The sequence below is a fragment of the Streptococcus xiaochunlingii genome, assembly GCF_006385805.1.
GTDB lineage: Bacteria > Bacillota > Bacilli > Lactobacillales > Streptococcaceae > Streptococcus > Streptococcus xiaochunlingii.
The window spans coordinates 1157155-1180048 of the sequence record NZ_VFSG01000001.1; the positions used below are offsets into that span (position 1 = coordinate 1157155).

Annotated in this window: 19 protein-coding genes and 2 pseudogenes; 5 read left to right on the plus strand and 16 right to left on the minus strand. The window is 44.5% G+C overall.

Going from position 1 to position 22894, the window contains the following annotated elements:
• Positions 1 to 49 precede the first annotated feature (49 nt).
• On the plus strand, positions 50 to 3289 hold the full coding sequence (locus tag FJR71_RS05930) for an LPXTG-anchored zinc carboxypeptidase (RefSeq protein WP_140814322.1): 3240 nt from the start codon (positions 50 to 52) through the stop codon (positions 3287 to 3289).
• Positions 3290 to 3616: 327 nt separating this feature from the next.
• Here FJR71_RS05930 and FJR71_RS05935 read toward each other — a convergent pair whose 3' ends face one another.
• From FJR71_RS05935 to FJR71_RS05985, 11 genes and pseudogenes are all read right to left on the minus strand, one after another.
• Positions 3617 to 5284: an alpha-glucosidase gene (locus FJR71_RS05935; RefSeq protein WP_140814323.1), complete on the minus strand. Its 1668-nt coding sequence runs from the start codon at positions 5282 to 5284 to the stop codon at positions 3617 to 3619.
• 66 nt (positions 5285 to 5350) lie between these two features.
• The gene (locus FJR71_RS05940; RefSeq protein ID WP_140814324.1) at positions 5351 to 6481 is read right to left on the minus strand and encodes an ABC transporter ATP-binding protein; all 1131 of its coding nucleotides are present in this window, start codon (positions 6479 to 6481) and stop codon (positions 5351 to 5353) included.
• 123 nt (positions 6482 to 6604) lie between these two features.
• The gene (locus FJR71_RS05945) at positions 6605 to 7465 is read right to left on the minus strand and encodes a helix-turn-helix domain-containing protein (protein ID WP_129270009.1); all 861 of its coding nucleotides are present in this window, start codon (positions 7463 to 7465) and stop codon (positions 6605 to 6607) included.
• On the minus strand, positions 7465 to 7860 hold the full coding sequence (locus FJR71_RS05950; protein WP_129270007.1) for a Mini-ribonuclease 3: 396 nt from the start codon (positions 7858 to 7860) through the stop codon (positions 7465 to 7467). The genes FJR71_RS05945 and FJR71_RS05950 overlap by 1 nt, the downstream gene beginning before the upstream one ends.
• Positions 7853 to 9196 carry a cysteine--tRNA ligase gene (cysS, locus tag FJR71_RS05955; protein WP_129270005.1) on the minus strand — a complete coding sequence of 448 codons (1344 nt, stop codon included), beginning with the start codon at positions 9194 to 9196 and terminating at the stop codon, positions 7853 to 7855. The genes FJR71_RS05950 and cysS overlap by 8 nt, the downstream gene beginning before the upstream one ends.
• Before the next feature lie 17 nt (positions 9197 to 9213).
• Positions 9214 to 9735, minus strand: coding sequence for a dihydrofolate reductase family protein (locus tag FJR71_RS05960; protein ID WP_129270003.1), 522 nt, complete (start codon positions 9733 to 9735; stop codon positions 9214 to 9216).
• 8 nt (positions 9736 to 9743) lie between these two features.
• Positions 9744 to 9908, minus strand: a pseudogene (locus FJR71_RS05965) (nucleoside phosphorylase); the annotation flags it as partial.
• Positions 9886 to 9981, minus strand: a pseudogene (locus FJR71_RS10190) (YdeI/OmpD-associated family protein); the annotation flags it as partial. The pseudogenes FJR71_RS10190 and FJR71_RS05965, both read right to left, overlap by 23 nt.
• A gap of 30 nt (positions 9982 to 10011) precedes the next feature.
• Positions 10012 to 10629: a serine O-acetyltransferase gene (gene cysE / locus FJR71_RS05975; protein ID WP_129270001.1), complete on the minus strand. Its 618-nt coding sequence runs from the start codon at positions 10627 to 10629 to the stop codon at positions 10012 to 10014.
• A gap of 24 nt (positions 10630 to 10653) precedes the next feature.
• Positions 10654 to 12870, minus strand: coding sequence for a polyribonucleotide nucleotidyltransferase (pnp, locus tag FJR71_RS05980; protein ID WP_324250047.1), 2217 nt, complete (start codon positions 12868 to 12870; stop codon positions 10654 to 10656).
• A 363-nt stretch (positions 12871 to 13233) separates the two neighbouring features.
• On the minus strand, positions 13234 to 14730 hold the full coding sequence (locus FJR71_RS05985; RefSeq protein WP_048790004.1) for a hypothetical protein: 1497 nt from the start codon (positions 14728 to 14730) through the stop codon (positions 13234 to 13236).
• Positions 14731 to 14904: 174 nt separating this feature from the next.
• Here FJR71_RS05985 and pepF point away from each other — a divergent pair, with 174 nt between their 5' ends.
• Both pepF and FJR71_RS05995 read left to right on the plus strand, forming a co-directional pair.
• Positions 14905 to 16701 carry an oligoendopeptidase F gene (pepF, locus tag FJR71_RS05990; RefSeq protein WP_140814326.1) on the plus strand — a complete coding sequence of 599 codons (1797 nt, stop codon included), beginning with the start codon at positions 14905 to 14907 and terminating at the stop codon, positions 16699 to 16701.
• A gap of 53 nt (positions 16702 to 16754) precedes the next feature.
• On the plus strand, positions 16755 to 17546 hold the full coding sequence (locus tag FJR71_RS05995; RefSeq protein WP_140814327.1) for a DUF2785 domain-containing protein: 792 nt from the start codon (positions 16755 to 16757) through the stop codon (positions 17544 to 17546).
• Positions 17547 to 17618: 72 nt separating this feature from the next.
• Here the strand turns inward: FJR71_RS05995 and trxA are convergent, their stop codons facing one another.
• The 4 genes from trxA to FJR71_RS06015 form a co-directional block, all read right to left on the minus strand.
• Positions 17619 to 17933 carry a thioredoxin gene (gene trxA / locus FJR71_RS06000; RefSeq protein WP_006595584.1) on the minus strand — a complete coding sequence of 105 codons (315 nt, stop codon included), beginning with the start codon at positions 17931 to 17933 and terminating at the stop codon, positions 17619 to 17621.
• Between the two features lie 12 nt (positions 17934 to 17945).
• Positions 17946 to 18170 (minus strand): DUF4649 family protein, encoded by a 225-nt coding sequence (locus FJR71_RS06005; protein ID WP_125329207.1) that lies wholly within the window; start codon positions 18168 to 18170, stop codon positions 17946 to 17948.
• Positions 18171 to 18685: 515 nt separating this feature from the next.
• Positions 18686 to 18955, minus strand: coding sequence for a 30S ribosomal protein S15 (rpsO, locus tag FJR71_RS06010; RefSeq protein WP_004193424.1), 270 nt, complete (start codon positions 18953 to 18955; stop codon positions 18686 to 18688).
• 175 nt (positions 18956 to 19130) lie between these two features.
• A complete protein-coding gene (locus tag FJR71_RS06015; RefSeq protein ID WP_140814328.1) occupies positions 19131 to 19859 on the minus strand; it encodes a pseudouridine synthase in 729 nt (242 codons plus the stop codon).
• Between the two features lie 171 nt (positions 19860 to 20030).
• Here FJR71_RS06015 and def point away from each other — a divergent pair, with 171 nt between their 5' ends.
• Positions 20031 to 20645: a peptide deformylase gene (gene def / locus FJR71_RS06020; RefSeq protein ID WP_048688441.1), complete on the plus strand. Its 615-nt coding sequence runs from the start codon at positions 20031 to 20033 to the stop codon at positions 20643 to 20645.
• A 27-nt stretch (positions 20646 to 20672) separates the two neighbouring features.
• On the opposite strand, the gene FJR71_RS06025 is transcribed toward def, so the two are convergent.
• Positions 20673 to 21524 (minus strand): mechanosensitive ion channel family protein, encoded by an 852-nt coding sequence (locus tag FJR71_RS06025; protein ID WP_140814329.1) that lies wholly within the window; start codon positions 21522 to 21524, stop codon positions 20673 to 20675.
• A 149-nt stretch (positions 21525 to 21673) separates the two neighbouring features.
• Here FJR71_RS06025 and sstT point away from each other — a divergent pair, with 149 nt between their 5' ends.
• Positions 21674 to 22891: a serine/threonine transporter SstT gene (sstT, locus tag FJR71_RS06030; protein WP_048688436.1), complete on the plus strand. Its 1218-nt coding sequence runs from the start codon at positions 21674 to 21676 to the stop codon at positions 22889 to 22891.
• Positions 22892 to 22894 lie beyond the last annotated feature (3 nt).

Sequence of the window (22894 nt, forward strand, 5' to 3'; positions counted from 1 at the left end):
AATGATATGATAAGTGTATATGTATACAAAGAACAAAGGAGGTCTCTTTATGCATTCTTCTTATAAGAAGCGTTTGTACACAAACGCACTCAGTCTCTCTACCGCTGTCCTTTTAGCCTTCCTCGCACAAGGCCAAGTTGCTGCGGACACTGTTGAGACAGCTAGTCCTGCCGCACCTGTCGAAAACGTCCTCAAGCCAGAGGAAACAAACGCTAGCCCGGCAACAAGCACAGAGGCTAACAGTCCTGCTCCTGCAACAGAAGCGACTGCAAGTCCTGCAGAGACTGCTCCAACTAATCCTTCTAGCCCAGTTGACGCCTCTCCTACCGCTTCAGACACTACTAGCCCTAGTGCTAAGCCAGAAAACACAGGAACAGAGCGAGCAGCAAACGCAGAGCCAGCTATCAGCCTTAGTGATAGTCCTGTTTACATGTCTGAAAAAGGAACGCTGACGGATACCGTTAAGGATCAAGCTCAGGCTGCTGGCAAGATTAGCTGGACTTTGGACGACAAACCACTGGAAGAGTGGAAAACTTGGGACATGGAGACAGGAACTCTGTCCAAAGATCCCTTCATCACAGTTGAAGAGAACAAAAACGGAAACGATTTGGATCTGACCTTTACGGTCAAGGAACTCTTTGGCGAAGATTTAAGCCTTCGGAGCCCTAATAATATCCGTCGGACCTATCGGAACTATATTGGCGAGCATACTTTAGTCGGAACTAGTTCAGATCTTGGGCTGACTATTCGCAAGAATCTAACCTTCCGTCCATATAAAGATTTCCATACCCACGAGGAAATGCTAGCGTCCATTGAGCAGACAAGGGCAGAAGCCAAAACGGACCGTCTAGTTCAGCTTGAAACTCTTGGTAAGAGCGCACAAGGACGTGATATGAAGATGGGAATCGTGAGTAAGGACCAAGCCAGCATCGATCACTACCTCTCATCTACCAATCCAAAAGCCCTCACCAAACCAAGTGAGATGTTGGCTGCTTTGAAAGACCACAAACTCGATTATAAACTACCTGTCCTTGTTCACAATACCCACGCCGATGAACAACCTGGAATTGATATTATCACGGGACTCTTCCGTACCTTCGCAACTGAAAATCAAGTCACCTTTAAGACTACGGATGAAGCCGGTAACGTCAAGAATGTGACTCTGGACATCCCAACCTTGCTCAATAAATTCATCTTCTTGTTTGACTTCACGGAAAACCCTGACGGGGACGCTCTCAACCTACGTGCTTTGGCCAATGGACTGGATCCAAACCGGGATGCCAGCTACCAAACCAACCCAGAAGTGCGTACCGTCATCCAAATGATCAACAAGTGGAATCCGATCGCTCTCTATGATATCCATGGATTTGTCAAAGAATTCTTGATCGAGCCTGCAACACCTCCACATGATCCGAACTTTGAATACGACCTCATGTCCAATCTCATGCTGGAAAATGCCCGTCATATGGGTCGCGCAGGGGTTGCCAATTCCAAATACGACAGCTACATCATTCCAAAACTGGATTGGGGAGATGGCTGGGATGATTCCTTCTCTGGTTATACAGGTGTCTATGCTGTCTATCACGGCATCTTGGGCCACACCATTGAAATACCAGAATCCAACCAGGAATCTTATTATGCTGGTCGTAATGCTGTCCTCGGCGGTATTGACTTCCTCAACCAAGATCCAGACAAACTCCTTGAGATGCGGCTCAACTTCTACCTACGTGGTCTCAACAAGATTGAAGATCCAAAAGCAGAAAATGAATTAGTAGGACCAACTGGTAAAGTTGTCGGTCGTGTAAAGAATGGTCGTCCGAAATTCTTCCCTGACTATTATGTTATCCCAATGGGACTCGACAAGGACAATGACGCCCAAGAAGCCTTCAATATGATCGACTACTTCAAACGAAACGGTGTCCTCGTTAAAGAACTCAAAGAAGATACAGGCAACTACAAAAAAGGGGACTTAGTCATTGATATGGCCCAAGCTAAACGGGGCTACGCCAACCATATCCTCTACAAAGGTTCCAATGAATCAGCATGGGCTGCTATGTATGCGGAACTTCTCGTTAACTTCCCTGATATGAAAGGCTTCAAGGCAGAACCTGTGTTCAATGACGGCCTCTTTGCTGGAAAACTTGGAGAAGTCACCACCACTCGCGCGACTAGAACCTCTGAGATTGATCCGAAAGCGCCTTACTACGTCATTGCCAATACCTCGGCTAGCGCTGTTCAAGCCGTGAACAAGGCGATTTCCCAAGGTAAATCTGTCTACCTAACAGATGATGGCTACATCGTTGATCGCGATACCTTTGCATCACTACTTCCAAACTACGCTATCTATGGCGAAGCCCTCTACAAGGTACCAAACGGTCCAACCTTGAAACCATTGAAGATCTTTTCTCCAAACTATCACTACGATTGGACCGGCGTAGATGCGCCTGCTCATACTAGTTTGGTCCTTGAAAAATTAGGTTTCCAAATCGTCGATACTCCTGACGAAGCAGATGTCATTGTGCTTGAAAACAACCGCTTTGATGCTTCCATCTTCGGCAAGAAACCAACTCTCGTCATCGGAGGGGAAGCCATGCAGAAACTGGAAAAATTGGGAGTTCTTACAGGTTTTGATGCTGAAAAACTTAAAGGTGGCAGTGACTACGAGGGCTTGATGAAGGCCATCATTGATGACCAAGATCCACTGACCAGCGGTTACAAGAAGAACGCCCTCTTCTACTCCAACTCAGGAAACTGGATTGAAAAAGTTCCAAGCAACTTCAAGACCTTGATGAGCATCGCTTCAAGCGACTACTACATTGCTGGCTGGTGGCCAAAAAATGAAGTCCTAGCCAACAAAGTCATGGCCATCTCTGGAGAACTGATGGGACAACCTCTCTTTGTCTATGCAGGAAATCCAACCAACCGTCAACACCCTGTCCACTTCTTCCGCTGGGTAACCAATGCGATCTTTGGCAGCAAGTTGGCAAGCTTGATGGATTACGTACCAGCCAAAGAACCAGATCGGGTGGTAGTCCCAATCTACAATCAAGCAGAGCAGAAAAAAGTAGAGCAGTCTCAGACTACTTTACCAGCTTCTCCTAAAGTTGAAAAAGAATCTGGTGTCGTTCATCCACTTAGCTACCAAGTAGGACAAAGCTTCCAAGAAAGTCCAGCCAAGGCACAATTGCCACAAACTGGAGAAGACTCAACTGCACACTTCGTTCTTTCAGGCTTCTTGTTAGCCGTTAGCGGCGGCTTCCTCCTCTTGAAAAAGAAAGAAGTTGAGTAAGTTCCAGGTTTAGACTTGGATGACACGAAAAGAACCTTCGCAGACGCGAAGGTTCTTTTTGGAGATAAAATATCTTTCAAAACTTTCCTTAGGTGAGTACGGACGTCAGCGAACTTCTTCGAAGTTCCATGACTTAGTTTTGGACCTAATGTTCCAAAACTCCCGAGTGCTTGAAACATTAATGTTTCAAGTACTTTTCTCACGGCGGAAAGTTTCAGTTTATCCTTGACTGATTCTAAAGTATAGAAAACTTTTATAAATTTCCCCAGAATATTTAATGAAAATACTATTCTACATTAATTTCTAACACTGATGCAAAGTTTCTCCTTATTCCACCAATTCCAACACAACCGTTTGGTAAGGGGTCAATTCTAATACTTGATCTCCTTCTTGGAATAGTCCAGCGACATTGTTTAAAATAACCGTTTTAATCGGAGCTGGCAACTCCAAGGTGGCCTGGCGATTTTGGAAATTGCTGATCACCCAGAGACGCTTGTCCCCACGGCGTTCAAAGGCGATGATGTTCTCACGGTCACGATAAGCTGGAATCATATCTCCAAACCGGATGGTATTTCTATAGAGGGGATGGCGATACAAGGCCGTCAGCTGGCGATAATAATTCAAGATGGAGTTTGGATCCTTTTCCTGGTCTTCCACATTAATAGAATAGTCTGGTTTGGGACTAATCAACCAGGCTGTTCCATCGCTGAAGCCTAATCCTGGCTCTGCTGACCATTGCATAGGCGTCCGCGCATTGTCCCGGCTGTATTTGGCAATCGCTACTAAGGCTTCTTCCTCGCTCAAACCAGCTTCTTTAGCCACATGGTAGCCATTGATGGTCGCGATATCATCAAAGTCCTCCACCGATTCAAAGACTTGGTTTTCCATCCCAATTTCTTGGCCTTGGTAGATAAAAGGAATTCCCTTACGCAAAACCTGAATGGTTCCTAGGGCTTTTTTACTGGTATCGTTTACTGGACCTTCTGCAATATAATGGGACACGCCACGAGGTTCGTCGTGATTCTCGATAATGGTCGAGAGGACCCCAATACTATCCGCGCGCTCATGGGCTTGGAAAATACTTTCCTTGAGTTCATCTGCTGTTGGAAGACTATGGTCAAACCAGCCCTTTCCTTCCTGACCTAGCATGGTTTGTTTGAAGTCAAAGATGGAAGAGAAGACACCATCTTTTCCGATGAAGAAATGTAGTTCATCATCGGTTTCATTGAAAACTTCCCCTACAGTGAAGGCATTGTACTTGGCAAAAGTCCGTTCCTTTAACTCTTGCAAGAAAGGTTCAATCGGTTGGGCATTGACCAGCGATTCCGGCACCGGGACTAGCCCATTGTAACGATCGGACGGAAGCGAACGCCATTCTAAATCCTTTTTAATATTGATGATGGCGTCAATCCGGAAGCCTGCAATTCCCTTGTCCAACCACCAATTGATCATCTTGTAAATCTCTTCACGCAAGATAGGATTTTGCCAATTGAGGTCTGGCTGATCCTTGTGGAAAGAATGGAGATAGTATTTGTTGGTGCCAGGAACCGGTTCCCAGACACTGCCTCCAAAATAACTTTCCCAGTTGTTGGGTTCCTTGTCGCTTTCGATGAAGTAAAAGTAGTCTGCATAAGGGCCATCTGGATCCGCTAGAGCCTTTTGGAACCATTCGTGATGACTGGAGCAATGGTTGACCACCAGGTCCATAATGATGGAAATGCCTCGCTTCTTTCCTTCCGCAATCAGCTCTTCCATATCTTCCATGGTCCCAAAAAGGGGATCAATGGCATAATAGTCAGAAATATCATAACCCTGGTCAATAAAAGGACTCTTGTAAACAGGAGATAGCCAGAGAATATCAATCCCTAAGTCTTGAAGGTAATCGAGTTTCTCCGTGATGCCTTTCAAATCCCCAACACCATCTCCATTGCTGTCTTTGAAGCTTTTTGGGTAGATCTGATAAGCGACCTTCCCCTTCCACCAGTCTTTTTCCATGTTTTGTCTCCTTAAAATGGAAGAGACCGAGACACATTGTCTCAGTCTCTATAGCGCCAGTAGGTATTAGTATACTGTCTTTTCAGTTTCTTTGTCGAAGAAGTGAGCTTTGTTCAAGTCAAATCCAAGTTCGATGGTTGCACCTGTTTCAAGGTAGTCACGCGCATCCACTTTCGCGATAAATTCGTTGTCACCAACTTGGCAGTACAAGTGTGATTCAGAACCAAGCAACTCAGATACAGAGATGGTTGCTTTCACGACTGATTCTGGGAAAGTTTCAAGGAAAGCAGCTTCTGTATTCACGTCTTCTGGACGGATACCAAAGATCAATTCTTTACCATCATAGCCTTTTTCTTTCAAGACTTTCAAAGCACCTTCTGGAACTTTCAAATTCAATCCGTTAGTAACGATGTGTCCACCTTCCAACTTGACGTTAATGAAGTTCATGGCAGGGCTTCCGATGAATCCAGCTACGAATTTGTTAACAGGGTTCTTGTACACTTCTTGCGGAGAACCAATTTGTTCCACACGTCCAATTGTACCAGTACCAGCTGGGTTTTTAGTCGCAGACATGATAACGATACGGTCAGCAAGAGTCATCGCTTCTGTTTGGTCGTGAGTTACGTAGATAGTTGTAGCTCCGATACGGCGGTGGATTTTCGCGATTTCAGCACGCATGGATACACGAAGTTTCGCATCCAAGTTTGACAAAGGTTCGTCCATCAAGAACACTTTTGCATCACGGACAATGGCACGACCCATAGCCACACGTTGACGTTGACCACCAGAAAGGTCAGCTGGTTTACGATCCAAGAATTCTTTCAAGCCAAGGATTTCAGCTGCTTCTTGTACACGTTTGTCGATATCTTCCTTGCTGTATTTACGCAATTTCAAACCAAAGGCCATGTTATCGTACACAGTCATGTGTGGGTAAAGAGCGTAGTTTTGGAATACCATGGCGATGTCACGGTCTTTAGGTGCCACGTTATTTACAACAGTACCATCGATGGAACATTCACCTTCTGTGATATCTTCAAGACCAGCGATCATACGAAGAGTTGTTGATTTACCACATCCTGAAGGACCTACGAAAACGATAAACTCTTTGTCTTTGATGTCCAAGTTGAAATCTTCAACTGAATAGTGTTCACTGTTTGGATATTTTTTGTAAATATTTTTAAGATTTAATTCTACCATGATGGTACTCCTTTGATTTTTATAATTCTATTATAAATGAAAACGCTTTACAAAACTATGGCAAGTCTCACAAAAAAGAAAAAGAGTTTTGTGCAAGTTGCACAAAACTCTCAATTCATTCCGTTAAATCACATCCTGTAGAACCAAATGGTAACAAAGGGCTAGATCAGTCAGATTTTTTAACTGGAGACCCGTTAGCTCTTCCCACTTATCAATCTTGTATTGGAGTGAATTGCGATGGAGATAGAGTTGCTGGGCCGCCTTGGTCACAACTGCCCCATTGTCCCAGAGGGCAACAATGATATCCTGCAACTGGTCTTGACTCCCAATCAACTGATGCAAGCGTTCTTTGATAGGATGGAGATCCAAATCTGCCTGCTCGATTCCCCATAGGTAGAGTTGAGAAAAGCGGTAAACACCTTGATGGCCTTCTCGGATCCAGGCTCGAAAGGCTGCCCGTTCTGCTCGGATGACAGGAGATACTTTCCCAGCTTTTGACTCGGTCCATACCTGCCCGACCATGATGGATAAACGAATGTTAAAATCATACTCCATGGCAGAGACGGTATCTTTTAAGATATCAGCCACAGCCAGCGACTGCTCTTGATCTAGAATGAGTACATAGTCCTGTCCACTCAGTTGCAAGACTGCCCGAAAGTTGGGCAAAAGCGTCTGCATCATCTCTAACCAGGAAGCCGTTCCTTCCGCTGTCGAGTGCGAGAGGTGGCAATAGACAAGTTGCATTTTTTGGATAACTTGAGGGGCTTCTCCCTTTCCATCGATCAGGTATTGGTACCAAGGATTGGGAACAAGATCTTCCTCACTAGCCAACCAGGCAATCAATTGTTTTTCTCGCTCGGTTAGCTCTTCTTCCCTCAGTAGCAACCATTGCTGGGCCTGCAGGGGAATGGCTACATAACCAACTGGTGGATTGGGGTGATCCGTCACCTCTGCCTGAGGGAACCACTCTCTGATATTTTTCACTATTTTGTTCCTTCTTCCACTTTTTGGATACACCAAGCTACCAATTCCTCTAAGCGATTGATTTCATCTGTCAGATGCAGGTAACCCATGACCGCTTCAAAACCCGTCGACATGCGATAGGTCACGACATCCGCATTTTTGGCCTTGGTATGGCTATTGGTATTGCGACCGCGCTTATAGATCTCGACTTCTTTCTCTGTCAAAAGCTCTTCTTCCAACATCATCGCAATCAGACTAGCCTGAGCCTTGGCAGAGACGTAGCGGGTAGCTGCCTGATGAAGTTTATTGGGCTTGGTCATCCCTTGCAAAATCAGGTGCTTGCGAATATACATAGAATAGACCGCATCTCCCTCAAAGGCCAGGGCAATCCCATTGATTAGATTGACATCAATCACGAGTCCACCTTACACCTTCTTTTGTATCCAAGAGCTTGATTCCTTGCGCAGCCAATTCATCGCGAATGGCATCTGCTCTCGCAAAATCTTTCTTAGCCCGCGCTTCCTGGCGTTCAGCGATCAAGGCTTCAATATCTGCATCCAAGACTTCTTCGACAAAGACCACTCCAAAGACTTCTAACATCTTGGTCAAGGCATCCTTGACGTCTTGATTGTAGTGACCTGAATTGATCCATTTAGCCAATTCAAAGACGACAGTAATTCCGTTCGCTGCATTGATATCTTCATCCATCGCCGCGATAAACTTGTCCACAAAGCCTTGCAAGTCTGCTGGATCCACTTCTCCTGTGAACGGTTGCTCATAGGTATTTTTCAAATACTTGAGGTTGGTCTCCGCATCGCGTACCGCTTTTTCTGTGAAGTTAATGGGCTTGCGGTAGTGCTGGGTCGCAAAGAAGAAGCGAAGGACTTGGCCGTCGATGGTCTTCAATGCATCATGCACAGTAATGAAGTTACCTAAGGACTTGGACATCTTGACATTGTCGATATTGACAAAGCCATTGTGCATCCAGTAGTTGGCAAAAGTTTTGCCTGTTTTGGCTTCAGACTGGGCAATTTCATTGGTATGGTGTGGAAACTCAAGATCGGCTCCACCACCGTGGATATCAATGGTATCGCCTAAAATCCCCGTTGACATGACCGAACACTCGATGTGCCAACCAGGACGACCAGGACCCCAAGGACTGTCCCAAGAAACTTCACCCGGCTTCGCAGCTTTCCAAAGGGCAAAGTCGACTGGATTTTCCTTGCGGGCAGTCTCTTCATCTGTCCGACCAGAAGCACCTAACTCCAAGTCTTCTAGAGTTTTGTTGGCTAACTTAGCATAGTTGTGGGATTTTTCCACACGGAAATAAACATCCCCTTGGCTCTCGTAGGCATAGCCTTTTTCGATCAAATCAGCGACAAAACGAATGATGTCGTCCATAAACTCGACCACACGAGGGTGGCGGGTTGCAGGTTTGACCCCGAGAGCCGTCACATCCTCACGAAAAGCCGCAATGTACTTGTCTGCCACTTCCTGAGGAGTAATGCTTTCTTCCTTGGCACGGTTGATAATCTTATCATCCACATCTGTAAAGTTGGAAATGTAGTTAACCTCGTAGCCACGATACTCAAAGTAGCGACGAATCGTGTCAAAGGCTACTGTCGAACGGGCATTCCCCACGTGGATATAGTTGTAAACTGTTGGCCCACAAACATACATGCGGACCTTTCCTTCTTCGATTGGGACAAATTCTCGCAAATCACGAGACATGGTGTCATAAATTTTAATCATGCGGTCCACTCCCTTCTTTATTTCTGACTTTTTCGGCTGAAAACCAGCTCTGCAAAAGGGCCAAATTGTCTGAGGCTATCCAGTTGATAAAAGCGCTGCCCTTCCTCTTGGGTAAAGAGGGGAACCCCCTTTCCTAGGATAAGGGGCGCTATCTGAATAATGAGGTGGTCGAAAAGATCCGCATCCAAGAGCGGTCCTACCAAGGAATTACCACCAATCACAAAGACATTTTTGCCTTTGTCAATCTGGCGAACAAAGTCCACCACATCCCCAGCTACTGGCTGGTAATTGCTGACAGGCAGGTGCCTATCATGCGTAAAGACATAGTTTTCCGTAGCTTGATAAAAACTTTCTACATCTTGCAAATCTTGGATTTCCTCAAAGGTCCGCTTACCCATGATGGTGATATCCATTTGCCTGTAAAAGTCATCATAGCCTGTATCCTCTATAGAAGCAAGCTGATGCAGCCAGTCTATCCTGTGCTGGCTGTCTGCCAAGTAGCCATCCATGGTGATACAGCCGTAAAAATAAACTGCCATTCTTGTAGTTACCTTTCTAGTTCCTTTGCTATTGTCAAAGCGATAGTGAAAAAAGTCATGGCATCAGCTGTCCGCTCTTCATGGCGGGCACCCCAGGTTCGGTTATGATGATCTACATAGTCAGCTGTGTAGAAGAACTGATAGACTTTACTCTTGCGAAATTGACTCCAAGCCTTCTTTCAGTTCAAGGACTACCTGGTTCAAAATAGCATCTGGTAAATCTGACAGGTCGGTTCCTCCTGTCATATTTCACTTCGATAACTTTTCCAACCTTTTCTAAAGACTTGATGAATGGTGACTGGCTTCCTTGGCGTGCTCCATCTTATTCACGTAGTATTCACGCTTTTCTTCTTCCTGGTGAATGATTGGCTCATCCTTCTTACCGTGAACACGAACAATCTTGGCAGGAACACCGACAACGGTCACATCACTCGGTACATCAGAGACTACCACTGCCCCTGCTCCTACTTTGGCCTTGGCCCCAATCTCAATCGGGCCGATGACTTGAGCATGAGCGGAGATCAAAGCTCCTTCACGAACCGTTGGATGACGCTTCCCTGTATCCTTTCCAGTTCCACCGAGCGTCACCCCATGGTAGAGCATGACGCCTTTTTCAACAATAGCTGTTTCCCCAATAACGAGGCCCGCTCCATGGTCGATAAAGACACCCGAAGCAATTGTCGCACCTGGATGGATTTCGATCTGGGTCCAAAAGCGCCAGAACTGACTGTGCATCCGAGCTAGAAGCTTAAAGCCATGATTCCACAAAAAGTGAGAAACACGGTGAGCAGCTAACGCTTTAACGCCTGGATAGGTCAAGAGGACCTCCAGCGAGGTACGTGCTGCTGGGTCATTTTCTTTTACAATATCAATGGTTTCACGCCACCATCCCATACCGTGCTCCTTTCTTTTAAATGCTTATTCTTTCGTTGCTTCGCCTGAATCTTTGGCAAAATCTTTTCTAGGTTTGTGGTGACGAGGACGGTCGCCATGACGATGACCCTTCTCACCTTTTTCTTCCGAATGTTCTGTTTTTGGCGGACGTGGCAAGAGTGCTTTCATAGAAGCATCGACACGACCTTTTTCATCAATCTTGATAATCTTGACATCCACTTCATCACCAATAGCTACCAGGTCTTCGACACGGTTGGTGCGAGTCCAAGCCATTTCAGAGATGTGAACGAGGGCATCCGTCTTGTCAAATAGGTTGACAAAGGCACCGAATTTCTCGATACGCACAACTTTAGCATGGTAGACTTCGTCCACTTTAGCTTCACGAACCAAACCAGCAATGATTTCTTTAGCGCGGTTAATAGCAGCTTGGTCGCTCGAGTAGATAGACACGTTTCCTTCTTCATCGATATCAATCTTAACGCCTGTTTCAGCGATGATTTTATCGATGGTTTCTCCACCTTTACCGATGACAATCTTAATCTTGTCCACATCAATCTTGATGGTATCAATTTTCGGAGCAGTTGGAGCCAATTCTGGACGAACTTCTGGAATCGTTGCTTCAATCACGTCAAGGATTTCAAAACGAGCTTTCTTGGCTTGGGCAAGAGCTTCAGTCAAGATTTCCGCAGTAATCCCTTGGATCTTGATATCCATTTGAAGGGCTGTAATCCCGTCACGCGTACCTGCAACCTTAAAGTCCATGTCTCCAAAGTGGTCTTCCAAACCTTGGATATCTGTCAATACGGTGTAGTTGTTTCCATCTGAAATGAGACCCATAGCAATACCTGCTACTGGCGCCTTAATTGGCACACCACCAGCCATGAGGGCAAGAGTTCCCGCACAGATAGATGCTTGAGATGAAGAACCATTTGATTCCAATACTTCTGCTACCAAACGGATGGCATATGGGAATTCTTCCAAGCTTGGCAAGACTTGAGCAAGGGCACGCTCACCGAGAGCACCGTGACCAATTTCACGACGACCAGGTGCACCGTAACGTCCAGTTTCCCCTACAGAATATTGTGGGAAGTTGTAGTGGTGCATGAAGCGTTTCTTGTACTCAGGGTCTAAACCATCGATGATTTGCGTTTCACCCATTGGTGCCAAGGTCAAAACAGAAAGGGCTTGCGTTTGTCCACGCGTAAAGAGACCTGAACCGTGAACGCGAGGAAGGTAGTCCACTTGTGCATCCAACGGACGAATTTCATCGACCTTACGACCATCTGGACGAACCTTGTCTTCTGTAATCAAACGGCGCACTTCTGCGTGTTCCATTTGTTCCAAGATTTCAGCCACGTCCCGCATGATACGGTCAAATTCTTCGTGGTCTGCATATTTTTCTTCGTAAACTGCTGTGACTTGGTCTTTGACTGCTTGAGTTGCAGCTTCACGCGCCAATTTTTCTTCAACTTGAACAGCTTTTTGAAGGTCGCTGTTGTAGGCTGCAATGATTTCAGTTTGCAATTCAGCATCCACATGAAGCAATTCAACTTCTGCTTTTTCCTTCCCAACTGCCGCAACGATTTCTTCTTGGAAGGTAATCAATTCTTTGACAGCTTCGTGTCCTTTAAGAAGGGCTTCCAACATGATTTCTTCTGACAATTCTTTGGCACCAGACTCTACCATGTTGATAGCGTGCTTAGTACCAGCTACTGTCAATTCAAGAAGCGATTGCTCTGCTTGCTCTTGAGTAGGGTTGATGATGATTTGGCCATCAACATAACCTACTTGTACCCCAGCGATTGGTCCGTCAAATGGAATATCTGAGATAGAAAGTGCCAAGGATGAACCAAACATCGCTGCCATTGGGGCAGATGCATTTTCATCGTAAGAAAGGACTGTGTTGATGACTTGCACTTCATTACGGAAACCTTCCGCAAACATTGGACGGATTGGACGGTCAATCAAACGTGCTGTCAAGGTCGCATCTGTTGAAGGACGTCCTTCACGTTTCATAAATCCACCAGGAAATTTCCCAGCCGCATACATTTTTTCTTCGTAGTTGACTTGAAGTGGGAAGAAATCCCCAGTTGCCATCTTCTTAGACATAACGGCAGCAGTCAAGACAGTTGACTCACCATAACGCACGACAACAGAGCCATTGGCTTGCTTAGCAACCTGACCAGTCTCTACGATCAACTCACGACCCGCAAAAGTCGTTTGAAACACTTGTTTTGTCATTGTAATCCCCTTTGGATTGATAAAATTATACGACTTGCCTACAAAAATCAGGATACAAAGGGCGTGAAGAATCCCGTATGAAAATAGGAGATTGACGCAGTGTGCCACGCACACCAGGAAATCTATCTTTTTCACTAGGGATTTAGCCCGTGTTCAACTATCAAGATACTAAGGCCACCCAACTCAACGAGATCGGGATTTCAACAGCCTTTCTGTATGTTATATCCTCATCTTTGTATCCAAGCACGTATAACCTTTATTTTACCATATTCAAGCCCAAAAGAAAAAGGCTTTAAAAGCCTTTTTCGAGGAATATTTGATTTCCACTTATTTTAAAATTCTAGAGCTAGATATAGCTACCGTCTATTTTCCATTCCACACATTTTCTTTACTAACGACATAGAATCGCGTTTTGTGTTCTCCACCTGAATAGTCTTTCTTGCTCCGCTTCAACACATAGCGCTCAAAAGGTTGAGAAGAGGTCTTAACTCTAGTTGTTACTGTAACTGTATCATTCTCAACGACCCACTCATCTGCTGAAGGAATAACAACCTCTGGGCCAGCACCTCCACGTCCACCTGGAACGAATTCAAAAAACTTCTTATCTTTCGAAGAGTATATCCATCCTTGTTTTCTTTCTTTCGCAAGTTGAATTAATTGATCTGTAGTCATAGATTGAATGGATTCTGATGTTTCTTGAGCTTCCAATTTTTTAATGACATCTGCAAGTTGATAGGTACCTGGAGTATAAGTATTGAAATAATCTAAAAACATGCCTTCTGTATAAGAATAGATACCGCTATGATCATTTGATAAATCTAATATAAAGGTTGGTTTGACCAATCTAGAATACATTAAAGAATAGCCATTCTCTACTACCGAGTGGATATCCTCTTGATCTTCCGCACTCAATCCTTTAACAGTAGATGCATTTCCCCCTTCCACTCTCGTCGTAAACTCAAGCGCGATCCAGCCTTGGCCAGATTGGAGCTTGCCCCAGGTATATCCATCAGCTGTAACCGTCTCAGTTATCGTGTAAACACCTTGCGGGATCATCCCGACTTCTTCCCCCTTGATCGATGCTTCTTTACGAATTCGAAGATCTGAAACTGCTACACGGACTTGGTAACTATTTGTTTGCTGCTCTGAGGTACTTGCTTGGCTGATCGCCTTCTTCCCAGTCTCTAGTTCTTTCCATCCAAATTTTGCTTGATCCAATTCTTTTGCTGTAATCCCTAAGGCTTTTTCTGGCTTCTGACCGTCCCCATTTTTAATTTGGATCTTATTGACAGTCTCCAGCTTTCCTTTTTGGAACTTGTAATGGATTAAATCTACTTCTGGTTGAAGAGACGAAAAGCTAGCATAAATGACCGAGCCATCCTCAAAAATTTGAAAACTTGAACGAGAGCCACCAGAGGAAGCCACAAAAGCTGTATGCAACAATTCTGGTTGCTGGCCTTTCAGATAGTAGATTGCTGAGACTGTTTGGCCATTCCCAATCAAGAGTTCGTCCCGCCCATCCTTATCCAAATCTGTATAAAAATAGGAAAGGTTAGGTTTACTACCCAGAGTTTGAAGATATATGGCATAGACATACTCATCCGATTGAGGATCTATTTCTTTTAGTTTGGTCTCTAGACCTGCACTATCACCTGCTTCGATCGCCCTAGAGTAGGCCTGGTAACGCTCAAGCACTGTTTGATAGTACTCATGCCCAGACGATGCTTTTTTGGAATTTTTTCCATCTGTTACTTCACTTTGAGCTGTAGAGGGTTGCGTCCGAGGACGTCGCTTAGGCCCACATGCCACCAAGGTTAGCAAGGTCATCGCTACCAAGCTAACTTTATAGAATTTCTTCATCGTATACTCCCTAAAACTTTCTCCACTTTATTATACCAAAAGAAGGTAAAAAAGCTAGAAAATCCTTGGCTTCTTATTGGATCCAGCTAGCTTTGATAAGTTCTCCTTTCACCTATCATTCTCCCCTATTTTCTGCTATACTGAGTATAGTTATTTGATCAAAAGGAGAACACTATGGAATTAAAAAAACGTTCTGAATTTCCTGAGAACGAACTCTGGGACCTCACAGCCCTCTACCAAGATCAGGAAGACTTCTTGCGCGCCATTGAAAAAACACGCGAAGAAATCAATGAATTTGTCCGCAACTACAAGGGCAAGCTCCACACTTTTGAAGACTTTGAAGCTGCCTTTGCGGTCTTTGAACAAATTCAGATCCAACTCAGTCACATTGGCAACTACAGCTTTATGCCACAAACGACTGACTTTGGCGATGAAGCTTTTGCGGAAATTGCCCAAGCGGGGATGGATTTCGAAACTTGGGCGAGCGTCGAACTTTCCTTCTTTGATGATGCTTTGGTAGAAGCGGATGAAGAAGTCCTCGAACGCCTCGGGCAACTCCCTCACCTCACTTATGCCATTCGTCAGGCTAAAATTAAAAAAGCCCACTACTTGGGAGCTGATGTGGAAAAAACTTTGACCAACCTGGGTGAAGTCTTCTACGGACCACAAGACATCTATACCAAGATGCGGGCTGGCGACTTTGAAATGGCTGATTTTGAAGTGGATGGAAAAGTCTACAAGAATAGCTTTGTCACCTATGAAAACTTCTACCAAAACCATGAGAATGCGGAAGTCCGTGAAAAAGCCTTTCGTTCCTTCTCAGAAGGTCTCCGCAAGCACCAAAACACGGCTGCTGCTACCTATCTAGCTCAAGTTAAGTCTGAAAAACTGATCGCAGATATGCGAGGCTACGACTCTGTCTTTGACTATCTCTTGGCTGAGCAGGAAGTGGATCGTTCTATGTTTGACCGTCAGATTGACCTGATCATGAAGGATTTCGCTCCGGTCGCTCAAAAATTCCTCAAACACGTAGCCAAGGTCAACGGTCTTGAGAAAATGACCTTTGCTGATTGGAAGTTGGACTTGGACAGCGCGCTCAACCCTGATGTTACCATTGATGATGCCTATGACTTGGTCATGAAATCTGTGGCACCTCTTGGAGAAGAATACTCCCGCGAAATCGCCCGCTACCAAACCGAACGTTGGGTCGACTTTGCGGCCAATGAAGGCAAGGATTCCGGTGGTTATGCCGCTGACCCATACCGTGTCCACCCATATGTCCTCATGAGCTGGACAGGACGCATGAGCGATGTCTACACCCTGATCCACGAGATCGGACACTCTGGTCAATTCATCTTCTCAGACAACAACCAAAGCTACTTCAACGCCCACATGTCGACCTACTATGTGGAAGCTCCTTCTACCTTTAACGAGCTCCTCCTCAGCGACTATTTGGAACACCAGTTTGACGACCCTCGTCAAAAACGCTTTGCCCTAGCACACCGCTTGACAGACACCTACTTCCACAACTTCATCACCCACTTGTTGGAAGCAGCCTTCCAACGCAAGGTCTACACCTTGATCGAAGAAGGTGGCACCTTCGGCGCTAGCAAGCTCAACAGCATCATGAAGGAAGTCTTGACCGAATTCTGGGGAGATGCCGTTGAAATCGATGACGATGCAGCGTTGACCTGGATGCGCCAAAGCCACTACTACATGGGGCTATACAGCTACACCTACTCAGCTGGCTTGGTTATCTCAACAGCGGGATACTTGCATTTGAAGAACTCCGAAAATGGAGATAAAGATTGGCTAGACCTCCTCAAATCAGGTGGCAGCAAGACCCCACTTGAGTCAGCCATGATTATCGGAGCAGATATCTCGACTGACAAACCACTCCGCGACACCATCCAATTCCTTTCAGACACAGTGGATCAAATTATTGCTTACAGTGCAGAATTGGGAGAATAAACTCCTCTACAGCCAACTCTAAAATAAGCTAGTAGAAATTCAGAGGTGTAGGGATGTATCAAGAATTACAAAGTAAAGTGACAGAAGAAAAACCAAGCTATAACCGAGAAGAAATCCAGTGGTTGCTGGAACATTTAGGAGATCCCTCACCAGAAATTCGCGATGATCTCGTTTTTACAAGCTTGGCTAGAGGGATTCAAGAAGAACTCTTTACACAGGAACAGTTTCATTTCATTTCTGAGACGATTATATCCGATGAAGGAGTAGAAAAAGAGATTGACAAGATTGGACTATCGACACTTGATCGTTCTTTTAGAGCACTGATTTATGCCAATCTCTTGTCTGCAGATGCCAACCAACAATCGATTTTTTATCAAAGATTAAAAGCTGATATAAGATATATTTTACTGGATCAAGGCTTACACTATCTTTTAAAAGAAAAGGATACAACAGGTTTTTCCAGCCAGTATGGTTGGGTTCACGCTTTTGCGCATGGAGCTGATCTTTTAACAGAAGTAGTTTGTCATCCAGACCTTCCTAATAACAAAGTTCATGAAGGATTGAACATACTTGGCCAAGTCTTTAAAAGAATTTCAATTCGTTTTACCGATGATGAGGATTGGCGTTTAGCTAGAGTGCTCTATGAACCTATTTTGCAAGGGAAAATCGAGCAAGAACAAGTAGCTTCTTGGATAAAAACGCTTGACTTTCCAATAGAGGAGAGGGGAGATTTTTATAAATTTTCCAACCTTAGATCCTGTCTGTTAGAAGTCTATATTCAACTTGATCAGAGAGACTTTTTACAAGATGAGTTGAAAGAGGCCATTCAATCTTTTCAATACTAACTATTGCACTTATTCTTGCAATTTATCATATAAAAAAGCACTCCCATTTTATTAATGGGAGTGCTTATGCTTTTAACTCAACTCAGCCACAATGGCCTTGATTTGTTCTGCTGTGTGAACACCAGCAACTTGTTTAACCACTTGTCCATCTTTTTTGAAAAGAAGAGTAGGGATAGACATAATGCCGAAAGCACGCGCTGTATTTGGATTTTCATCAACGTCCATTTTAACGATTTTCAAGACATCTTCTGAAAGTTCTTCAGACAATTTATCCAAGATTGGACCTTGCATACGACATGGACCACACCAGGTCGCCCAGAAGTCTACCAAGACCAATCCTTCTTTCGTTTCTGCTTCAAATGTTGCGTCTGTAATTGCTTTTGCCATTGTTTTTCTCCTTTAGTTTTTGTATTGATCGAGGTCTTGCTTCATCAAATAGAAGAAGACATCTCCGTAAGTTCCATGGTAATCGAGTTCGTGCCCATTATAGGTCAATTTTTGTACAGAATAGTAATCCGCTACACCGATCAAGCAGGTCTGTTGGGAGCGTTCAAACTCTTCATAGGAATCAAAATGCATGACTCTTTCTTGTTTTGCACCATCTAGATATGTAATATCAATCATATCGATAACCTCTATTTCTTAAGATGCGTCTATTGTAACTCTTTTAATTACATCTGTCAAACAAAACGACTTACTCAGAATCATGAATCTTGTCCGAAAAAAGATAACAAAAAAGCCCTCTGAATTCAGAGGGCTCCATTCTTGCTGTATAAAACGTTTCTAGACAAGGCGACGAACCGAAGATTGTACTAGATTTCTTCTGAAAACAAAAAATCTCCCCGAAGGGAGATAAATCTGGTCTATTTTACCTTACGATGCTAGGAACCGTAGCCGAAGATTATACTATAATTCTAGTGAAAAAGAAAAGCTACTCTACAAATAGAGTAACTTAACTTTTTTGTATTCAATTGAACACGGCCTAAGCACTTGGCAAAAAATAACAGCCCTCTGAATTCAGAGAGCTGTTTTGAGCTCGGGCTAAAATCCTAGTGAAAAAGATGAAACTCCTTGTGTTCATCGAACACTGTGTCGTTTCCCTATTTTCATACGGATTTTTGGCGCCCTTAGCATCATGATTAACGACGAAGTCCAAGAGAGTTGATCAACTCACGGTAACGGTTAACGTCGTTCTTACGAAGGTAAGCCAACAAGTTACGACGGCGACCGATTTTCTTCATCAAACCACGGTAAGTAGCGTGGTCTTTTTTGTGTTGTTTGATGTGGTCGTTCAAGTGGTTGATTTCCCAAGTAAGGACAGCAACTTGTACTTCTACTGAACCAGTGTCACCTTCGTGACGTGCGTATTGTGCAATAATTTCATTTTTTTTCTCTTTTGAGATTGCCATGATAAGCTCCTTTTCTTTATGCTCTATCCGAGTGGCAGGTTTGGCATAGCCTGCTACCAAGAAAGAGTTAGTTGTCTATTCGACCTATTCATTCTACCAAGATTTCATCTTTCTGTCAAACACTTCTGCTTTTTCCAACAGAGTTCTTCAAACCCAAGACTACAATGACTTCTCATTATATGTTGACCCGAAAGTCAGTTAAGAGCTTTATTTCTTCTGCTGTCAATCTACGCCACTCCCCCAATTCGAGACTAGGATCCAAGCTCAAGGGCCCCATGGAAATCCGCTCGAGATCGGTGACTTCTTTGCCACAAGCTGCGACCATGCGCTTGACCTGATGGAATTTTCCTTCAGCGATGCGGATCTGAACCAAGCAACTATTAGCTTCTTGATCGACCTCCAATATTTCCAACTCCGCTGGCAGGGTGGTGAAATCCTTCAATTCTATTCCTTCTTTGAAGCGGTCGATATCTTCCTGGGTCATGATTCCAGCTACTTGAGCACGGTAGACCTTGTCCACATGCTTCTTAGGCGATAGCATGGCATGAGCCAGCTTACCATTATTGGTCAAGAGGAGTAAACCATGGGTATCAATATCCAATCGTCCAACTGGAAAGACTTCCTTGTGTCTGGCCGTGTCATCTAGCAAATCTAAGACTGTTTGATGGCGGTCATCTTCCGTTGCTGAAATGACCCCTTTGGGTTTATTGAGCAGATAGTAAACAAACTCTTCATGGAATAAACTTTCTCCCAGATAGGTCACTTGATCCTTATCTGGATCAATATGAACCTTGGCAGAGGTTTCCACCTTTCCATTGACCTGAATCTTTTTTTGCTTGAGGACTTGCTTGACTTCTGTTCGGCTTCCCACTCCACAGTCCACTAAATATTTATCTAGACGCATGCTTGTCTCCTTCATTCTTCTTATCATTATACCATGAACCGGACTAGGATTCTTTCCTTTTCTAATTTACGGTCCGTCTGGTCCATTAGCACCCATCAATCAATTGGCAAACTTTCATTCTAAAAGGATTTATGATATGATGGTTTCTAGAAAAAAGGAGTGAATGAGAACATGTCTGCAATCGAAACCATTACAAAAGCTGCCCATCTAATTGATATGAATGATATTATCCGCGAAGGCCACCCAACTTTACGTGCTATCGCTGAAGAGGTCACTTTCCCACTGTCAGATCAAGACATCATCCTAGGGGAAAAAATGATGCAGTTCTTGCACCATTCGCAGGATCCTGTCATGGCGGAAAAATTGGGTCTCCGAGGTGGAGTTGGACTCGCTGCCCCTCAGTTGGACATTTCTAAGCGCATCATTGCCGTTCTCGTCCCAAATCCAGAGGACGAAGAAGGAAATCCTCCAAAAGAAGCCTACTCCATCCAAGAAGTCATGTACAATCCTAAAATTGTCTCCCACTCAGTCCAAGATGCGGCTCTAGGAGATGGGGAAGGGTGTCTCTCTGTAGACCGCAACGTTCCTGGTTATGTGGTTCGTCACGCACGTGTAACGGTAGACTACTATGACAAAACCGGAGAAAAGCACCGTATCAAACTCAAAGGCTACAACTCCATTGTGGTCCAACACGAAATCGATCACATCAATGGCGTTATGTTCTACGATCGGATCAATCCGAAAGATCCTTTCGCTGTCAAAGATGGCATGCTTATTTTAGAATAAGAAAAAAGACCAATAGGTCTTTTTTTGTTAGGGTGTGACAGAGAAAGTGGTTGGAATCTCGATGCCATTTTGTAAGAGGGCATCATGATAGAGTTTGTAATAAAGATGGTAAATGGCCACTTGGCTTCCCGACTGGACCATCATGGCGACGCGGAAGGAATAACGGCCTGTCCCCTTTTCGATTTGAGGGCCTAAAATCGTCGGACCATCTAAGATTTCTGGATGCTTTTGGGCTTGTTCATCGTTGACTTGCTGGAAGATTTGATAAATCTTGTCTAGGTCAGTTTGAGCTGAAATTGGCATATCGATGAGGACGCGCTGGTTCCCCCGAGAGAGATTGCTGACAACCATAATATTGCGATTGGGTACATAATGCAAGGTCCCATCTGCGTCTCGCACCTGAGTCGTCCGAATGCCCACACTAGAGACGGTTCCAGCGATGGTAATCGGACCATTGGTCAAACGAACGGTATCTCCGACGTCTATCTGACGTTCCAGAAGAATAAAGAACCCATTGACCAAGTCTGATAGGAAGCCCTGTGCTCCTAACCCAATGGCAACTCCGGCAATTCCTGCACCTGCTAAGAGACTGGAGACTGGTAAGCCCAAGATAGAAAGAATCCAGTAGATCAGGATAAAATAGAGGCAGTAATTCAACAGACTCTCTACCAGCCTTAAAATAGTATTCTTACGCGCTTCGTCTTGGCCTACATAATTCAGAGAAGGCTTCAAGATGCGTTTCACCAAACTATGGATTAGTTTTTTTGCAAGAAAAAATAAAACAAATAAAACAGCTAACGAAATCAATTTTGAAACCAATTCATCCATGATCTTGGTCCAATCAAACTGACTGACATAGCGGGAAAAAATATTCTTCATACCTTCTATCAATCTCCTTCTCTTTTTCTAATGGTTTGATTATATCAGATTTTAACCTTTAGAACCACTAACCTCCTCTTATGCTCACCTTGATTTTAAGACTTATCTATCGTATAATGGACGGTAAACTTTCAATAAAGGAGGTCCTTATGGTCAAACGACTCATTCAAACTTGGAACAAAACCAACCTGATGAAGCGGATTGCAATCGGAATCTTCGTTGGAGCCCTTTTAGCTCTGCTACTTCCTAAAGCATCTGCAATTGGTCTATTAGGGGAAATCTTTGTAGGAGGTTTGCGGGCTATTGCTCCTCTTCTAGTCTTCGCCCTTGTCGCTAACGCCCTCTCCCAGCACCAAAAGGGAACCCAAACCAATATGAAATCAGTCATTGTCCTCTACCTCCTGGGAACTTTTGCGGCAGCCTTGGTAGCGGTCCTGGTGAACTATCTCTTTCCTATTACCATTTCTTTAACAGGAACTAGTGCTGAAGGAACTTCTCCCGATGGACTAGGGGAAGTCATCAGCAACCTTCTCTTAAAAATCGTGGACAACCCGCTCAATGCCCTTATTCAGGCCAATTATATCGGGATTCTATCCTGGGCCGTCGTCTTTGGTGTTGCTATGAGAGAAGCGAGTGAGCACAGCAAGGACCTCCTTCAAACCCTGGCAGATATCACTTCCAAGATTGTCGAATGGATCATTAACCTTGCGCCATTTGGGATTCTTGGCTTGGTCTATACAACGATTGCAGGACAAGGATTTGATGGACTTAAGAGCTATGGCCTCCTCTTACTTCTCTTGGTTGGCACCATGTTCTTCGTCGCTCTAGTCATCAACCCGATTTTTGTCTACATCATGATTCGCAAAAATCCTTATCCGCTCGTCTTCAAATGTCTACGAGTCAGTGGACTGACTGCCTTCTTTACTAGAAGCTCTGCTGCTAACATCCCTGTCAATATGAAGCTCTGTAAGGAACTAGGTCTCAACCCTGATACTTACTCGGTCTCTATCCCTCTGGGATCTACTATTAATATGGCCGGAGCTGCCGTTACCATTAATACCTTGACCCTAGCTGCTGTCAACACCTTAGGCATTCAAGTCGATTTTGGGACTGCCCTGGTCCTCAGTATCGTTGCAGCTGTTTCAGCCTGTGGGGCTTCTGGAGTAGCTGGTGGTTCCCTCCTCTTGATTCCTGTCGCCTGCAGCCTCTTTGGTATCGACAATGATATCGCTATGCAAGTGGTTAGTGTAGGCTTCATTATCGGCGTTATCCAAGATTCTTGTGAAACAGCCCTCAACTCATCAACAGACGTCCTCTTTACAGCCATTTCTGAAATGAAAGATTGGCCCAAAGAAAAACGCTATTAAGAC

Coding starts and splice junctions, on each gene's coding strand:
- FJR71_RS06015 (WP_140814328.1), bottom strand. CDS start 19,859: ATGCGTCTAGATAAATATTTAGTGGACTGTGGAGTGGGAAGCCGAACA.
- rpsO (WP_004193424.1), bottom strand. CDS start 18,955: ATGGCAATCTCAAAAGAGAAAAAAAATGAAATTATTGCACAATACGCA.
- FJR71_RS05995 (WP_140814327.1), top strand. CDS start 16,755: ATGTATCAAGAATTACAAAGTAAAGTGACAGAAGAAAAACCAAGCTAT.
- trxA (WP_006595584.1), bottom strand. CDS start 17,933: ATGGCAAAAGCAATTACAGACGCAACATTTGAAGCAGAAACGAAAGAA.
- cysS (WP_129270005.1), bottom strand. CDS start 9,196: ATGATTAAAATTTATGACACCATGTCTCGTGATTTGCGAGAATTTGTC.
- FJR71_RS05930 (WP_140814322.1), top strand. CDS start 50: ATGCATTCTTCTTATAAGAAGCGTTTGTACACAAACGCACTCAGTCTC.
- pepF (WP_140814326.1), top strand. CDS start 14,905: ATGGAATTAAAAAAACGTTCTGAATTTCCTGAGAACGAACTCTGGGAC.
- FJR71_RS05985 (WP_048790004.1), bottom strand. CDS start 14,730: ATGAAGAAATTCTATAAAGTTAGCTTGGTAGCGATGACCTTGCTAACC.
- FJR71_RS06025 (WP_140814329.1), bottom strand. CDS start 21,524: ATGAAGAATATTTTTTCCCGCTATGTCAGTCAGTTTGATTGGACCAAG.
- pnp (WP_324250047.1), bottom strand. CDS start 12,870: ATGACAAAACAAGTGTTTCAAACGACTTTTGCGGGTCGTGAGTTGATC.
- FJR71_RS06005 (WP_125329207.1), bottom strand. CDS start 18,170: ATGATTGATATTACATATCTAGATGGTGCAAAACAAGAAAGAGTCATG.
- def (WP_048688441.1), top strand. CDS start 20,031: ATGTCTGCAATCGAAACCATTACAAAAGCTGCCCATCTAATTGATATG.
- FJR71_RS05940 (WP_140814324.1), bottom strand. CDS start 6,481: ATGGTAGAATTAAATCTTAAAAATATTTACAAAAAATATCCAAACAGT.
- FJR71_RS05960 (WP_129270003.1), bottom strand. CDS start 9,735: ATGGCAGTTTATTTTTACGGCTGTATCACCATGGATGGCTACTTGGCA.
- FJR71_RS05935 (WP_140814323.1), bottom strand. CDS start 5,284: ATGGAAAAAGACTGGTGGAAGGGGAAGGTCGCTTATCAGATCTACCCA.
- sstT (WP_048688436.1), top strand. CDS start 21,674: ATGGTCAAACGACTCATTCAAACTTGGAACAAAACCAACCTGATGAAG.
- cysE (WP_129270001.1), bottom strand. CDS start 10,629: ATGGGATGGTGGCGTGAAACCATTGATATTGTAAAAGAAAATGACCCA.